The 15,019-nt window shown below is 72.3% G+C and carries 19 protein-coding genes; 15 read left to right on the top strand and 4 right to left on the bottom strand.

What is annotated here, in order from left to right:
* The first annotated feature begins 17 nt into the window (after nucleotides 1-17).
* The 15 genes from Q5425_RS07205 (at nucleotide 18) to asnB (ending at nucleotide 10,765) form a co-directional block, all read left to right on the top strand.
* Nucleotides 18-434: a cupin domain-containing protein gene (locus Q5425_RS07205; protein WP_308671304.1), complete on the top strand. Its 417-nt coding sequence runs from the start codon at nucleotides 18-20 to the stop codon at nucleotides 432-434.
* On the top strand, nucleotides 431-1,702 hold the full coding sequence (locus tag Q5425_RS07200) for a beta-ketoacyl-[acyl-carrier-protein] synthase family protein (RefSeq protein ID WP_308671303.1): 1,272 nt from the start codon (nucleotides 431-433) through the stop codon (nucleotides 1,700-1,702). The genes Q5425_RS07205 and Q5425_RS07200 overlap by 4 nt, the downstream gene beginning before the upstream one ends.
* Nucleotides 1,699-2,889, top strand: coding sequence for a ketosynthase chain-length factor (locus tag Q5425_RS07195; RefSeq protein ID WP_308671302.1), 1,191 nt, complete (start codon nucleotides 1,699-1,701; stop codon nucleotides 2,887-2,889). Before Q5425_RS07200 ends, Q5425_RS07195 begins: the two co-directional genes overlap by 4 nt.
* Entirely contained in the window at nucleotides 2,882-3,136 is a 255-nt protein-coding gene (locus tag Q5425_RS07190) for an acyl carrier protein (protein WP_308671301.1), read from the top strand. Before Q5425_RS07195 ends, Q5425_RS07190 begins: the two co-directional genes overlap by 8 nt.
* 1 nt (nucleotide 3,137) lies before the next feature.
* Nucleotides 3,138-3,599, top strand: a complete 462-nt coding sequence (locus tag Q5425_RS07185; RefSeq protein WP_308671300.1) for an SRPBCC family protein — start codon at nucleotides 3,138-3,140, stop codon at nucleotides 3,597-3,599.
* Nucleotides 3,599-4,057, top strand: coding sequence for a DUF1772 domain-containing protein (locus tag Q5425_RS07180; protein ID WP_308671299.1), 459 nt, complete (start codon nucleotides 3,599-3,601; stop codon nucleotides 4,055-4,057). Before Q5425_RS07185 ends, Q5425_RS07180 begins: the two co-directional genes overlap by 1 nt.
* Nucleotides 4,058-4,131: 74 nt before the next feature.
* Complete coding sequence (locus tag Q5425_RS07175) at nucleotides 4,132-4,863, top strand: SDR family NAD(P)-dependent oxidoreductase (RefSeq protein ID WP_308671298.1); 732 nt, start codon at nucleotides 4,132-4,134, stop codon at nucleotides 4,861-4,863.
* Between the two features lie 11 nt (nucleotides 4,864-4,874).
* Nucleotides 4,875-5,159 (top strand): antibiotic biosynthesis monooxygenase family protein, encoded by a 285-nt coding sequence (locus tag Q5425_RS07170; RefSeq protein ID WP_308671297.1) that lies wholly within the window; start codon nucleotides 4,875-4,877, stop codon nucleotides 5,157-5,159.
* Nucleotides 5,156-5,452: an antibiotic biosynthesis monooxygenase family protein gene (locus Q5425_RS07165; RefSeq protein ID WP_308671296.1), complete on the top strand. Its 297-nt coding sequence runs from the start codon at nucleotides 5,156-5,158 to the stop codon at nucleotides 5,450-5,452. Before Q5425_RS07170 ends, Q5425_RS07165 begins: the two co-directional genes overlap by 4 nt.
* On the top strand, nucleotides 5,452-5,892 hold the full coding sequence (locus tag Q5425_RS07160; RefSeq protein WP_308671295.1) for a DUF1772 domain-containing protein: 441 nt from the start codon (nucleotides 5,452-5,454) through the stop codon (nucleotides 5,890-5,892). The genes Q5425_RS07165 and Q5425_RS07160 overlap by 1 nt, the downstream gene beginning before the upstream one ends.
* A 24-nt stretch (nucleotides 5,893-5,916) precedes the next feature.
* The gene (locus Q5425_RS07155) at nucleotides 5,917-6,612 is read left to right on the top strand and encodes an SDR family NAD(P)-dependent oxidoreductase (RefSeq protein ID WP_308671294.1); all 696 of its coding nucleotides are present in this window, start codon (nucleotides 5,917-5,919) and stop codon (nucleotides 6,610-6,612) included.
* 28 nt (nucleotides 6,613-6,640) lie between these two features.
* On the top strand, nucleotides 6,641-7,003 hold the full coding sequence (locus Q5425_RS07150) for a SchA/CurD-like domain-containing protein (RefSeq protein ID WP_308671293.1): 363 nt from the start codon (nucleotides 6,641-6,643) through the stop codon (nucleotides 7,001-7,003).
* An 8-nt stretch (nucleotides 7,004-7,011) separates the two neighbouring features.
* Nucleotides 7,012-7,881, top strand: a complete 870-nt coding sequence (locus Q5425_RS07145; protein WP_308671292.1) for an NAD(P)-dependent oxidoreductase — start codon at nucleotides 7,012-7,014, stop codon at nucleotides 7,879-7,881.
* 91 nt (nucleotides 7,882-7,972) lie between these two features.
* Complete coding sequence (locus tag Q5425_RS07140) at nucleotides 7,973-8,995, top strand: methyltransferase (RefSeq protein ID WP_308671291.1); 1,023 nt, start codon at nucleotides 7,973-7,975, stop codon at nucleotides 8,993-8,995.
* Nucleotides 8,996-10,765, top strand: coding sequence for an asparagine synthase (glutamine-hydrolyzing) (asnB, locus tag Q5425_RS07135; RefSeq protein WP_308671290.1), 1,770 nt, complete (start codon nucleotides 8,996-8,998; stop codon nucleotides 10,763-10,765).
* On the opposite strand, the gene Q5425_RS07130 is transcribed toward asnB, so the two are convergent.
* From Q5425_RS07130 to Q5425_RS07115, 4 genes are read right to left on the bottom strand one after another with little or no spacing between them, the layout of a single operon-like run.
* The gene (locus Q5425_RS07130) at nucleotides 10,755-11,909 is read right to left on the bottom strand and encodes a nucleotide disphospho-sugar-binding domain-containing protein (RefSeq protein ID WP_308671289.1); all 1,155 of its coding nucleotides are present in this window, start codon (nucleotides 11,907-11,909) and stop codon (nucleotides 10,755-10,757) included. The genes asnB and Q5425_RS07130 overlap by 11 nt on opposite strands.
* Before the next feature lies 1 nt (nucleotide 11,910).
* Nucleotides 11,911-12,723 (bottom strand): class I SAM-dependent methyltransferase, encoded by an 813-nt coding sequence (locus Q5425_RS07125; protein WP_308671288.1) that lies wholly within the window; start codon nucleotides 12,721-12,723, stop codon nucleotides 11,911-11,913.
* On the bottom strand, nucleotides 12,720-13,859 hold the full coding sequence (locus Q5425_RS07120; protein ID WP_308671287.1) for a nucleotide disphospho-sugar-binding domain-containing protein: 1,140 nt from the start codon (nucleotides 13,857-13,859) through the stop codon (nucleotides 12,720-12,722). Before Q5425_RS07120 ends, Q5425_RS07125 begins: the two co-directional genes overlap by 4 nt.
* Nucleotides 13,860-13,868: 9 nt before the next feature.
* Complete coding sequence (locus Q5425_RS07115; protein ID WP_308671286.1) at nucleotides 13,869-15,017, bottom strand: nucleotide disphospho-sugar-binding domain-containing protein; 1,149 nt, start codon at nucleotides 15,015-15,017, stop codon at nucleotides 13,869-13,871.
* Nucleotides 15,018-15,019 lie beyond the last annotated feature (2 nt).

The raw sequence follows: 15,019 nt of genomic DNA, 5'->3' as shown, positions 1-15,019 counted from the left end.
CCAGAGAGGAGCCGACCGTGCAACGCATCCGGAAGGTGGCTGCAGGCCAGGTCGCATCGAACCGCCGCCGCGGCGGGGACATCCGGGTGGTGCTCGGCCCGGGAACCGCCGGCGCCACCACGGGGTTCCTCGGGGTGCTGCGGCTGGGTCCCGGCGAGTACGTCAGCGAGCACTACCACCCGTACTCGGAGGAATTCCTTTACGTCATCGAAGGCGCCGTCACCGTGCGAGTGGCCGGTGAGCCGGTCGGCCTGGTCGCGGGGGAGGGCCTGGTCGTGCCGATCGGCACCCGGCACCGGGTGGAGAACCCCACCCGCGAGCCGGCCGAGGCGGTCTTCCACCTGTGCCCGCTGGCCCCGCGGCCGGAACTGGGACACGTGGACACCGAGCCGCTGCCCGCCCCGCACCTGCCACAGCCGGAGGTGACTCGATGAGCAAGCGCACGGCCGTGATCACCGGCATGGGGGTGATCGCGCCCGGCGGCGTCGGCACCCAGGCGTTCTGGGCGCAGATCGCCGCCGGCCGGACCGCCACCCGCGCGATCACCGCTTTCGACGCCGCGGGCTTCCGGTCCCGGATCGCCGCCGAGTGCGACTTCGACCCGGCCGCGGAAGGGCTGAGCCCGCAACAGATCCGCAAGCTGGACCGGGCGGCGCAGTTCGCCGTCGTCGCGGCCGGCGAGGCACTGCTCGACAGCGGCATCGAACTGACCGAGGAGCTCGGCGAACGCACCGGAGTCACGATCGGCAGCGCGGTGGGCAGCACGGTCAGCCTCGAAGAGGAGTACGTCGTCGTGAGCGACGGCGGACGGCACTGGACCGTCGATCCGCGCTACGCCGTGCCCCACCTCTACGACCAGCTGGTCCCGAGCGGCTTCGCCGCCGAGGTGGCCGGGCAGTGCGGTGCGGGAGGTCCGGTGTCGACGATCTCCACCGGCTGCACCTCGGGCCTCGACGCGGTGGGGCACGCCGCCGCCCTCATCGAAGAGGGCAGCGCCGACGTGATGGTCGCCGGCGCCACCGAGGCGCCGATCTCCCCGATCACCGTCGCGTGTTTCGACGCGATCAAGGCGACGTCGCCGAACAACGACGACCCGGAACACGCCTCGAAACCGTTCGACCGGCACCGTGACGGCTTCGTGCTCGGCGAAGGCGCGGCCGTCTTCGTGCTCGAGGAAAGCGGAGCGGCTCGACGACGGGGCGCGCGGATCCACGCCGAAATCGCCGGATTCGCCAACCGCGGCAACGCTTTCCACATGACCGGGTTGCGGCCCGACGGGCGGGAGCTGGCCGAGGCGATCACGGTCGCCCTGCGCCGGGCCCACCTGGACCCGACGGCGGTCGACTACGTCAACGCCCACGGTTCCGGCACCGGCCAGAACGACCGGCACGAGACCGCGGCCCTCAAACGAAGCCTCGGCGAGCACGCCTACGCGACCCCGGTCAGCTCGATCAAGTCGATGGTGGGCCACTCGCTCGGCTCGATCGGCGCCATCGAGATCGCGGCCTGTGTGCTGGCCATCGAGCACGGCGTGATCCCGCCGACCGCCAACCTGACCACGCCCGACCCCGACTGCGACCTGGACTACGTGCCCCGTACCGCACGGGAACGCCGGCTCCGCGTGGCGTTGTCGGTGGGCAGCGGGTTCGGCGGGTTCCAGACGGCCATCCTGCTCGCGCGGCCCGGGACCGTCGCGGCATGACGGCGGTGATCACCGGGCTCGGCGTGGTGGCACCGACCGGGACGGGCGCGGACGACCACTGGGCCGCCACCCTCGCCGGGAAGTCCGGCATCGTGCCCATCTCCCGGTTCGACGCGGCACCGTACCCGGTGCGGTGCGCCGGCGAGGTGCCCGACGACCGGGTGGCGGGCCAGGTGCCGGGCAGGCTGGTCACCCAGACCGATCGGTGGACGCAGCTGGCACTGGCGGGCACCGAACTGGCCCTGCGCGACGCCGGTGTGGACCCGGCGGACCTGCCGGAGTACGACATGGCCGTCCAGACCGCGAGTTCCTCCGGCGGCAACGAGTTCGGCCAGCGGGAGATCGAACGCCTGTGGTCCCGCGGGCCGGAGTACGTCGGGGTGTACCAGTCGATCGCGTGGTTCTACGCGGCCACCACGGGCCAGCTTTCGATCCGGCACGGCATGCGCGGCCCGTGCGGGGTCGTGGTCACCGAACAGGCGGGCGGCCTGGACTCGGCGGCGCAGGCCCGGCGCGTGCTGCGGCAGGGCACGCGGCTCGTCGTGACCGGTGGTACCGAAGCCCCGCTGTCCCCGTACGCCCTGCTGTGCCAGACCGCCACCGGTCGGCTGAGCGCGCACGAGGACCCGGCCCGGGCCTACCTCCCGTTCGACCGCACCGCTTCCGGTTACGTGCCCGGCGAGGGCGGCGCGATCCTGATCATGGAGCCGGCGGCCGCCGCCCGGAATCCGTACGCGGTGTTCGCCGGGCACGCGTCGACCTTCGACGCCGCCGGCCCCGGCCTGGCGCGGGCCGTCCGGCTGGCGCTGGCCGACGCGGGTCTGCGGCCGGAGCAGATCGACGTCGTGTTCGCCGACGCCGCCGGTTCGCCCGACCTCGACCGAGCCGAGGCCGAAGTGATCGCCGGGATCTTCGGCCCACGGGGAGTTCCGGTGACCGCGCCGAAGAGCATGACCGGCCGGCTGTACGCCGGCGGCTCGGCCCTGGACCTGGCCACCGCCTGCCTTTCGCTGCGCCACCAGGTCCTGCCGCCGACACTCGGGTCCGGCTCGGCCGTGCCCGGCCTCGACCTGGTGCACACCGCCCGGGACGCCCGCGTGCGAGCCGCTCTCGTGCTCGCCCGCGGCCATGGCGGGTTCAACTCCGCCGTCGTACTCGTACACCCCGAAGGAGCTGCTCATGGCTGAACTGACGCTGGACCGGCTGCACCGGATGATGCGCGAGATCGCGGGCACCGACGAGCCCGTCGATCCCGGCGCCGACCTCGGCGACGTGGAGTTCGCCGACCTCGGCTACGACTCGCTCGTCGTGCTGGAGACCGTTACCCGTCTCGGCCGGGACCTGGGGGTGCAGGTGCCCGACGACGTGGTCGCCGGCTTCACCACCCCCAACGAGGTCGTCGCGTACGTCAGCCGCGTGCGGGCGGTGGGCTGACGTGGCCGGGCACACCGACAACGAGGTGCGGATCGCCGCGCCGCTGCCGTTCGTCTGGGACATGACCAACGACGTCGAGACGTGGCCGGCCCTGTTCAGCGAGTACTCCGCCGCCGAGGTCCTGGAGCGGCGCGGGGACACGGTGCGGTTCCGGCTCACCATGCACCCCGACGAGAACGGCACGGTGTGGACGTGGGTGTCCGAGCGCACGCTCGACCGCGACACGTGGAGCGTGCACGCGCACCGGGTGGAGACCGGGCCCTTCGAGTACATGCGGATCCACTGGACCTACCGGAGCACACCGGAGGGTGCGACGCTGATGCGCTGGGTGCAGGACTTCGCGCTCCGGCCGGACGCACCGGTCGACGACCCGGCGATGACCGCCCGGATCGACCGCAGTACGAAGGTCCAGCAGGAGCGGATCAGAAAGCTGGTCGAGCAGGCGGCGGCCGAGGCCGGGTGATGACCGCTGCGGTGGCGGCGCTCGCCCTGCTCGGCAACGGTGTCGCGGTCGGCGTCATGGCGGCCACGGCGATCGGGTTCGTCCCGCTGTTCGTCGCGTCGCCGTATGAGCAGTACGTGCGGATGGTGCGGTTCCTGTGGCCGCGGTTCGACCCGATGATGCCGATCACGCACGTGGCCACGCTGCTGCTCGACGTGCTCCTCGCCCTCCTTGCGCGCGACGCCGTCCGGTGGTGCGCGAGCGCCGCGGCGCTGCTGCTCGCGGTGGTGCTGGTCATCTCGGTGACCCGCAACGTGCCGATCAACCGTTACGTCATGGCCCTCGACCCGGCCGAGGAACCCCCGGACTGGGCCAGGGACGACCCGCGAAACCGTTGGCGGGCCTGGAACAACGCCCGCACCGTCCTGGCCGCGTTGGCGCTCGTCGCCAACGGCGCGGCCGTCGCCGCACTTCGCTGAAGGAGTCAGCCACACCGTTGCCGTGACCAACCAGGACATCCCGTCCCGAACACCGACGATCTCGTGGAGAGCGCATGACCATCCGCTTGGAAGGACACAAGGTTCTCGTCACCGGGGGAACCCGCGGCGTGGGCCGGGGCATCAGCCGCGGGCTCGCGCTGGCGGGCGCCGACGTCATCGCCGGCTACCACCGTGCCGAAGCGGCCGCGGAAAGCCTGCTCAGCGAGCTGAAGGACACGACGGGCCGGCACCACGCCGTCGCGGCCGACGTGAGCTCGCCCGAGGGGGTCGGCCGGCTGCTCGAAGAGTGCCAGGCCCGATCCGGGCGGCTCGACGTGCTCGTGCACTGCGCCGGCGCCATCAGCCATCAACCGTTCGCCGACCTGGCGCCGGCCGACTGGAACCGGATCATGAACACGAACCTCACGGCGGCGTACCTGCTGGTCCAGGGAGCGTTGCCGCTGATGGAACCGGGCGGGTCCATCGTGCTGATCGGCTCGCGGGCGGCGACCGTCGGCGTGCCGATGCGCGCGCACTACACGGCGGCGAAGGCCGGGCTCATCGGCCTCGCCCGGTCGCTGGCCAAGGAGCTGGGGCCGCGCGGCATCCGGATCAACGTCGTCGCGCCCGGGGTGATCGAGACCGAGCGCCAGCTGCCCGTCGAGGTGACCGAGCGGTACCGCAACCTCACCTCGCTCGGCAGGCTCGGGCGCCCGGACGAGGTCGGCGGCGCGGTGCTCTTCCTCGCCAGCGGCCTGGCCAGCTACATCACCGGCGAAACCATCCACGTCGACGGAGGGATCTGACCGTGTTCCGCGTGCAGTTGCGCATGACCGTCCACCCGGGCCGGGAAGCCGAATTCGAACAGGTCTGGCACCGGCTCGGCGGGATCATCACCGAACAGCCGGCGAACCTCGGCCAGACGCTTTCCCGCAGTGTGGAGGAGGAGAGCGTCTACTACATCGTCAGCGACTGGACGAGCGAGGAGGAGTTCCGGGAGTACGAGCGCAGTGAACGCCACGTGGAGCACCGCAAGCAGCTGCACCCGTACCGCTCCGCCGGCTCGATGACGACGATGCGCGTCGTCCACGAACTGCGATGACCACCGCACGGGTGCGGGTGCTCGTGTACGTCGCCGCGCCCGGCGGAGGTGCGGACGCGGTCACCGACGCCTACCACGACATCAGCAGGGCGCTCGCCGGGACACCGGGCCTGCTGGGCAACGAACTGCTGCGATCCGTGCGGGACCCGGCCGCCTTCGCCGTGATGAGCGAGTGGGAGGACCTGGCCGCGTTCCAGGAGTGGGAGAACGGTCCCGGCCACCGCCCGGCGACCGCGCCCCTGCGCGAGTACGGGACGGGGTTCCAGGTCTACCAGGTGACAGCGGCGTACTGATGGCGGTGCTGCTGAGCGTCCTCGCCATCGTGGGCAGTGGGCTCACCGCGGGCGTGTTGTTCTGCGTGGCCCTCAGTGTCGTGCCGCTGTTCTTCGCGTTGCCGCCCGAGGAGTACCTGGTTACCCACCGGCTGATCGGGCGGCACTTCGACCCGGCCATGCCGGTCATCGTGTTGGTGAGTGCGGCGGCCGACCTGGGCCTCGCCGTCCTCGCCCCGGCTACGAGGTGGTGGCACGTGTTCGCCGCGCTGCTGCTGCTCGGGGTGTCGGCGGTGTCGCACTTCGGCAACGTGCCGCTCAACCGGCTGGTCCGCCGGGGCGGGGACGTGCCGGCCGACTGGTCCGACCCGCGGCGCCGGTGGCGGGCCCTCAACCTGGTGCGCACCGTGCTCGCCGTGCTCGCCCTCATCGTCAACGCGGCCGTGCACGCCGCCCGGTAACGCCCGAACAGCAGGAGGAACCCAGTGAAGGACAAGCGTGTCCTCGTGACCGGCGGCACCCGTGGGATCGGCCGGGCCACCGTGCTCGCGTTCGCCCGCGGCGGGGCACGGGTGGTGACGTGCCACCGGGGGGACGGCGACGAAGAACTGGCCGGTCACGACGTGCACGTCGTGACCGCCGACGTGACCCGGCCCGACGACGCCGGGCGGCTGATCGCCGAGTGCGAACGGCACCTGGGCGGGCTCGACGTGGTGGTGAACAACGTGGGCCGCGACGGGCAGGCCGCTGTCGAAGACCTCTCCGCCGGCGAGTGGCATTCCATGCTCGACACCGGACTCACCTCGGCCTACCTGGTCACCCAGGCCGCACTGCGGTTGCTGGGGCCGGGCGCGTCGATCGTCAACTTCGGCGCGTCCGCGGCCACCCGGGGCATCCCGCAGCGAGCGCACTACACCGCCGCGAAGGCCGGCGTCACCGGCCTGACCCGGTCACTGGCCAAGGAACTGGGACCGCGGGGCGTGCGGGTGAACGCGATCGCGCCCGGTCTCATCGACACCGGTGACGAACTGCCGCCGCACATCAGGGAACGGGTCTCCGGCCTCACCTCGCTCGGCAGGCTGGGGACCCCCGACGAAGTCGCCGACGTGGTGCTCTTCCTGACCGGAGAGCCGTCCCGCTACATCAGCGGGGTGACCCTGCCCGTCGACGGCGGCATCTGATCACGACCACGAACTGGAGGAGAACACCATGCCGTACGCGGCCATCACCTACCGGATCAAGCCGGGCCACGACGACGAGATCGCGGACATCTTCGCGGGCTTCCGCCGGGTGGACACCCCGGTGCTGCGCGACGAGTCCGGTGCCGAGGCGGGCAAGCTGCTCGGCACCGCCGTGTTCATGACCGAGGGCATGCTGGTGCGGGTGATCCACTACGAGGGCGATCTGCGCCTGGTCGGCCGGCACATGGCCACCCAGCGCGGGGTGCACGAGCTGGAGGGCAAGCTGGCGCCGTACCTGGCGGAGCAACGGGACACCAGCACCCCGGAAAGTTTCGCCGCCCACTTCCGCGACGCGACGATGCGCTGCATCTCGCAGATCTCCGCGGGCTGAGGCGCGCGATGGACCCCACAGCCGTGCTCGGGCTCGGCAACATGGGCGCCGGGATGGCCTGCCGGTTGCTGGCCGCCGGTTTTCCGGTGACGGTGTACAACCGGTCCCCGGCCAAGGCGGCCGCGTTGGTCACCGGTGGCGCCGTGCTCGCGAAAACCCCGGCGGAGGCCGTCGCCGGGGCGCGCGCGGTCCTGGTCAGTCTCGGCGACGAGGCCGCGGTCGAACAGGTGCTGTTCGGGCAGGCGCTGCCGGCGCTCACCGCCGGCCAGGTGGTGATCGACACCTCGACGGTGTCCCCGACGTTCGCGCGGGCGGCCGCCGCCCGGCTGGTGGGCGCGGGACTCCGCCGGGTCGAGGCCTGCGTGCTCGGCAACCCGCACCAGGCACGCGCGGGTGAGCTGCGCGTCCTCGCCGCCGGGGCGCCGGAAGACGTCGAAAGCGTGCGAGACCTGCTCGACGTCCTCGGCCGGGAGGTGCGCTACGTCGGCCCGCCGGGCAACGGGGCCAGCACGAAGCTGGTGTTCAACCTGCTGCTCGGCGCCCAGCTGGCCGCGCTGGCCGAAGCCGTTTCGTACGGCGTCGGGGCCGGTCTTGACCGCGAGCTGCTGCTCAGCGCCATCGAGCACAGCGGGTTCAGCTCGCGCGTGCTGGCCTTCCGGGCCGCCCTGATGCGGGAGGCGCGGTACGAGCCCGCCGCGTTCCGGGCCCGGCTGATGGCGAAGGACCTGGACCTGGTCACCCGGGAAGCGGCCGCGCTCGGGGTCGAGCTGCCGGTGACGACGCGGGCGGCCGAGCGGTTCGCCGAAGTGGTCGCGGCCGGGCTCGGCGACCTGGACGCCGCGGTGATCGGCGCCGCCACCGTCGCCGTGGAGCGCTGAGGCGGGCCCACTTCAGCGAGGGTTCAGCCCCACCCGAATCCGATCGGGCAACGTGATGCGGGTCCGACCCGCGAGAGGAGCCACCTCACTCATGAGCGAACCGTCGACCATGCCGAGCCCCATGGAAATCATCCAGCTCGGTACCGCTTTCTGTGATGCCAAGGCGGTGCTCGCCGGCACCGAGTTCGGGCTGTTCACCGTTCTCGACGACGGGCCCGCGAGCGGCGAGCGGATCCGCGAGCGGCTCGGCCTCAACGGGCGTGGCCTGCGCGACTGGCTCAACGTCCTGGTTTCGCTGGGCCTGCTGCGCCGCGACGGCGATCACTACGCCAACACCCCCGCGGCGGAGCGCTACCTGGTGCGGGGCAAGCCGACCTACGTCGGCGGTTTCCTGGAGCGCGCCAACCACAAGCTGTACCCGGCGTGGGGCAACCTCGCCGAGGCCCTGCGCACCGGTGAGCCCCAGGTCGCGGGCCGCGACGGCGACATCTTCGACCACATGTCGCAGCAGCCCGCGGAACTGAAGAAGTTCCTGGCCATGATGGACGCGGTCAACAACCTGCTCGGCCCGAAGCTGGTGGAGGCGTTCGACTGGTCGGCGGGCCGGACCGTCGTCGACGTCGGCGGCGCGCGGGGCAACCTGCTCGCCACGGTGTGCAAGTCCCAGCCGCACCTGTCGGGCACGGTCTTCGACCTGCCCCAGGTGCAGGCGCCGTTCGAAGAGCACATGGCTCAGCTCGGCATGAGCGAGCGGATCGGGTTCCACGCCGGTGACTTCTTCACCGACGAGCTGCCGGAGGCCGACATCCTGATCATCGGGCACGTGCTGCACGACTGGTCGGACGAGGAACGCCGGATGCTGATCGGGAAGGCCTACCGCGCGGTGCGCCCCGGAGGCGCGCTGCTGATCTACGACGCGATGCTCGACGACGAGCTCACGCACAAGGTGAACCTGCTGATCAGCCTGGACATGCTGCTCATCACGCACGGCGGTGCCGAGTACACCGTGCAGGAGTGCCGGACGTGGCTGGCGGAGGCGGGGTTCGGCGACGTGACGTGCGATCCCCTCGGCGAGACCGAGACGCTGGTGGTCGCCCGCAAGCAGGCCGCTTAGATGTGCGGCATCGCCGGGCTGGCCGACTTTTCGCGGGACCTGCGCGACGAAGAGGCGGTGCTGCGGGCCATGACCGGCACCATGGCCTGCCGCGGTCCCGACGCGGAAGGCCGGTGGCTGGACACCCACGCGGCGGTGGGCCACCGCAGGCTCGCCGTCATCGACCTGGCCGGCAGCACGCAGCCGATGGTCGCCGGGTCGGTCGTGCTCACCTACAGCGGCGAGCTCTACAACTTCCGGGAACTGCGGGCGGAACTGGTGGCGTGCGGCCACCGGTTCCGGACCCGCGGCGACACCGAGGTCGTCCTGCGGGCCTATCTCGAGTGGGGCGAGGGCTTCGTCGACCGGCTCACCGGGATGTACGCCTTCGCCGTCTGGGACCAGCGCACCGAACAGCTGCTGCTGGTCCGGGACCGGCTCGGGGTCAAACCGCTGTACTACCACCGGCTCGGGGGCGGGGTGGTGTTCGGCTCCGAACCCAAGGCCCTGCTGGCGAGCGGCCGCGTCCCGCGCACGGTCGACGCGGACGGCATCCGGGAGGTCTTCGGCCTGGTGAACACGCCGGGCCGCGGCCTCGTCGGCGGGATGGTGCAGGTGCGGCCGGGCGAGCTGGTCCGGGTCACGCGTGCCGGCCTCACCCGGCGCCGGTACTGGCGGCTCACGGCCAGGGAGCACCGCGACGACTGGGAGACCACCGTCGCCACCGTGCGGAAGCTGCTCGCCGACGCCGTCACCGGGCAGCTCGTCGCCGATGTCCCCGTCTGCGTCCTGGCCTCGGGCGGGATCGACTCCAGCGCGGTCGCGGCGCTGGCGGGCCGGGACAGTCCGACGTTCTCCGTCCGGTTCGGCGGCGGGTTCCGGCCCGACGCGATGCGCGAGACCGAGGACGAGCCGTACGTCCGCGCGCTGGTGCGGCACCTGGGCACGCGGCACACCGACGTCGTGGTCGGCAACGCCGAGGCGACCGACGAAGGAGTCCGGGCCGCCGCCCTGCGCGCGCGGGAGTTCCCGACGGCGCTGGTCGACATGGACACGTCGTTGTACCAGCTGTTCGGCGCCGTCCGCCGGGACTGCACGGTCGCGCTTTCCGGAGAGGCCGCCGACGAGGTGTTCGGCGGGTACCGGTGGTTCACCGACCCGCGGTTCGCCGGGGCGGCCACGTTCCCGTGGATCGCGATGGTGCGCCAGGCTTCCACGCCGTCCGCCCTGTTCGATCCGCGGGTGTTCGCCGGGCTCGACGTCACCGGGTACCAGGACGAGGCCTACCGGGAGGCACTCGCGGACGTGCCCGTGCTCGACGGCGAACCGGCGGGCGAACGCCGGATGCGCGAGGTCGGTCACCTGTTCCTGAGCCGCTTCCTGCCGGGACTGCTCGACCGCAAGGACCGGATCAGCATGGCGCACGGGCTCGAGGTGCGGGTGCCGTTCTGCGACCACCGGCTGGTCGAGTACGTGTTCAACGTGCCGTGGGCGATGAAAACCCGTGACGGGCGGGAGAAATCGGTGCTGCGCGCCGCGGTCGCCGACCTGCTGCCCGCTGCCGTGCTCGACCGGCCCAAGACGCCTTATCCGTCCACACAGGACCCGGACTACGAGGTGGTGCTGCGGAAACGGGTCCGGGCGATGCTCGACCGCGACGACACGCCGGTGCGCCCGCTGCTCGCGGCGGACGCCGGCGGCCGCGTCGAGGTCATGAACCGCTTCGAGATGGACCTCGCGCTGCAGATCGACGACTGGCTCGCCGCGTTCGACCTGCGGCTCACGCTGTGAGCCGCTCGAGCGCCCGGACCACCTCGCCCGCGGCCGGCTGCGCGCGCGCCTCGTCGCGCAGCCCGGCCGCGGCGCGGCGGTAGCGGGGATCGCCCAGGAGTGCTCCCGCCGCCTCGCGGATGTCGCCGGTGGCGGCGCCGGTGAGCATGATGCCGGCGCCGGACGCCGCGAGCCGGCGCGAGTTGTACAGCTGGTCGGTGAGCAGGGGCAGCAGCAGCTGCGGCACCCCGGCGCACGCCGCCGTCATGAGCGTGCCGCCGCCCCCTTGCGCGATGACGAGGTCGCAGCTGTCCATCACCAGGTGCAGCGGGAGGTCGGAGACCACCCGCACCCCGGGCCGGTCCGCGAGCAGCTCCCGCTCCGGCGCGGAGATCGCCGCGACCACGTCCACGTCCAGCCCGGCCAGCGCGTCGAGAACCTGCGGCACGCCGAACCGGCCGGCACCGCAGATCCGGGTGGTGGAGGTGCCCCAGGTGACGCAGACGCGTGGTCTGGCAGGCGGTTCGAGCAGCCAGCCGGGAGCCGCGCCGGGACCGTTGTAAGGGACGTACCGCATGGCCAGTGTCCGGACCGGACGGGCGCGCTGGAGGCTGGGCGGGCACGGGTCGACGGTCGCGTCCCCGAGGGTGCCCACCTCGCCCAGGCCGAACCGGCGCAGCAGCCCGGCGAGCGCCTCCGGTTCGAATTCGCTGCTCAGCGACGGGTAGTCGATGCCCCAGACGTGGCGGACGGCCGGCACGCCGAGCGTGGCGGCCGCGAGCGGGCCGGCGTACGTCGTCGGGTCGTGGACGATCAGGCCAGGCCGCCACGACCGCGCGTACGAGATGACGTCGGCGGTCATCGACTCGGCCATCTCCACGTACAGGGCCACCGTGGCCGGGCCGTGCTGCCGCAGGTCCTCCCATTCCAGCGAGATACCCGGGATGGACAGCAGGTACTCGAACCCCCGCATGCTCTCGCTGCTCAGCAGGGGAAGGTCACGGCCGGTGGTGACGGCGGGCAGCCCCGAGCGGGTGATCACCGGGCCCAGCGCGGGCTGGCTGATCACCCGGACGTCGTGGCCGGCCGCCCGGCAGGCCCAGGCGAGCGGGACCAGCGGGTAGTAGTGCGACGGCCACGCCCAGGTGGTGAACAGGATGCGCACGTCAGGCCGGCTTTCGCAGGGCCAGTGCCTGGGAGAGCACCGGGTACGTGCCCATCATCAGCTCGGGGATGAGCCGCACCACCCGGTCGAAGTCGAACTCCGGGAAGCCGAGCAGCTCGCGGGGATCGCCGGCGACGAGGTCGAGCCCGAGGCCGGTGACCAGCTCGTGCACGTCGAGGTTGGTGCCCCAGCTGTTGCTCTTCAGCACGCCGAACGGGATCACGTCGAGGAAGAGATCCACGGTCAGGATGAGCAGGCCGCCCGGCTTGAGCAGCGCGGCGGACCGTTCCAGCATGCCGCGCGCCTCCGCGGGCGGCACGTGTTCGAGCACCGAGAGGCAGAAGATCCGGTCGAAGGTCCCGTCGGGCAGCGCGCAGTCCTGCAAGCGCTCCGCCAGCAGCCGCACGCCGGTGCCGAACACGGTGTTCAGCTTCTGGTGGCTCTCGGGCGTCAGCGCCCAGGACACCTGGTAGGTCGAGCCGCTCCACTGGTCGGGGCCCTCGGCGGCCGCCGGGTCCACTGTGGTCACTTCGCAGCCGGCGTCGGCCAGGACGAACTGGAAGCCCGCCAGGCCGCCGCCGATCTCGACGACGCGCATGCCCGGAGCCGGCGCGGCCGTGTGGAAAGCCCACGGGTATTCGAACCGCCGGGTCAGGCTCGGGTGCTGGAAGGCGAACATCCCGAGCGACGCCGGGTCCGGGTGGGCCAGCCGCTCGCGCATGGACAGCTCGCGCACCGCGTGGGTGCCGAACGGGGCACTCCAGACCTTGTTCCAGGTCAGGTACTCCTCGGGAAGGTTCTGCCTGCCGATCATCGGGCACCTGCCAGGGATTCGAGCCGGGTGACGACGTCCAGGGGCGACGGGCGCGTTTCGATCTCCTGCTTCAGCTTGCCCGCCGCCTCGCGGTAGCGGGGTTCTTCGAGCAGACCGGCGACCGCGGCCCGGATGGCCGCGCTCCCGGCCTCTTCGCGGTGCAGGAACGTGCCCGCCCCGGTGGCCCGCAGCTGTTCGGCGTTGGAGACGGTCTCGGGCAGCTGCGGGATGATCAGCTGGGGGAGGCCCGAGCACAACCCGGTGAGCATGGTGCCGAGCCCGCCCTGCGCGACCAGGGCGTCGCAGGTGGGCAGCAGCAGGTTCAGGGGCAGGTCCTCCACGACCCGGACCCCGTCGAGCAGGTCCGCTTCCCCCGCCCGCACGGCGGCGATCACTTCGACGTCGAGGTCGAGGATCGCCTCGATCACCGTCCGCACGAGCACGAGCCGTGGGTCGAGCCGGCCCGTCGAGGTGCCCCAGGTGACGCACACCCGCGGTTTCCCGGGCGGCTCCGCCAGCCAGTCCGGCACGGTCCCGGGCCCGTTGTAGGGGACGTACCGCATGTCCTCCCGGCGCACCGGTGCCGCCAGCTGCAGGCTGGCGGGGCAGGGATCGACGGTGACCGTCCCGATCGTGTCCACCGAGGACAGGCCGAAGCGCGCGCCGAGCGGCCGGAGCGCCGCGGACTCCCAGTCCTTGGCCCGGTAGGAGAAGTCGATGCCCCACAGGTGGCGGACCGACGGGACGCCGAGTGCGGCGGCCACGATGGGGCCGGCGTAGGTGGTGGGCTCGTACACGACCAGGTCCGGCCGCCACGCACCGGCGAACGCGGACAGGTCGTCCACCATCGACGCGGCGATGCCGGCGAACATCCTGACCGCCCGCTCGCCCTTGCCGGTCCGCAGCTCGCTCGGCCGGACGTCGTCGCGCACGCCGAGCGTCTCCCTCGCCGACGCGGCGACGTCGATGTCTTCGCCCACCGCGACCGCGGTCAGGCCCGACTCGATGATTTCCTCGGCGAACCCGGGCTGGCTCGCCACCCGGACCTCGTGGCCGGCGCAGCGGAACGCCCACGCCAGCGGTACCAAGGGGTAAAAATGCGAGGGCCAGGCCCACGTCGTGAACAGGACACGCATCGGTTCCCCTCAGATTTCCCGGAGTGCGGAGACGGTTTCGTGCGGTGCGGGCTGCCGGCTCATCTCGGTGGCCAGCGTGCGCGCGGCGGTGCGGTACGCGGCGGTGCCGAGCACTTCGGCGGCCTCGTCGCGGATCAGGTCCGGAGTGGCCTCGACGCCGTACACCAGGGAGCCCGCGCCGGCCGCCTTGAGCTGCACGGCGTTGAGGCCCTGGTCGTGCAGCTGGGGGATGACCAGCTGCGGGACACCGGCCCACGCCGTGGTCAGGGTGGTGCCGAGGCCGCCCTGGTGGATCACCAGGTCACAGCTGGGCACCAGCAGGTGCAACGGCAGCGCCTCCACGACCCGCAGGTGCGCCGGCACCGGGCGCAGCCGCTCGTGGTCGGCAGGGGTTACCGTGACCACCACTTCGGCGTCCAGGTCCACGGCCGCTTTGACCACGTCGTCGGCCAGGAACAGGCCGTCGTCGAGCCGGGTGCTCGAGGTCCCCCAGGTCACGCAGACCCGGGGCCGCTCCTTGGGTTCGGTCAGCCACCGGGGCAGCAGTCCCGGGCCGTTGTACGGGATGTAGCGCATGCCCAGCCGCCGGTAGGTGGTCGGCACCTGCAGGCTCGGCGGGCACACGTCGACGGTGACCGTGCCGAGCGTCTCGACGGCGGGGATGCCGAGCTTGTCGCACAGCGGGGCCAGCACTTCGGGCTCGTATTCGTGCGCCCGGTACGTGTAGTCGATGCCCCACGTGTGCCGCACCGCGGGGACCCCGAGGACGGCGGCGGCGAGCGGCCCGGCGTAGGTCGTCGGCTCGTACACGACCAGGTCCGGGCGCCACGCCCGGCCGAAGTCCAGCAGGTCGTCGAGCATCACGTCGGCGAGGTCGGCGAAGATGCGGAAGGCCGTGGTGATCTTCTCGCGCAGCTGGTCGAGCGGAACCCGCACCCGCACCGGGCCCACCCGTTCCAGCAGCGGCCGCTGCCGGGTGATCACGTCGATGTCCCGGCCGACGGAAACGCCGGGCAGGCCCGACGACCGGATCGCCGCCTGCAGGCCCGGCTGGCTCGCCACCCGCACGTCGTGGCCCGCCGCCCGCATCGCCCACGCCAGCGGCACCATCGGGTAGTAGTGCGACGGCCAGGCCCACGACACGAAGAGAACACGCATCG

This window comes from Amycolatopsis sp. A133, from assembly GCF_031082405.1.
Taxonomy (GTDB): domain Bacteria; phylum Actinomycetota; class Actinomycetes; order Mycobacteriales; family Pseudonocardiaceae; genus Amycolatopsis.
This window is presented reverse-complemented; position numbering and strand designations above follow the sequence as displayed.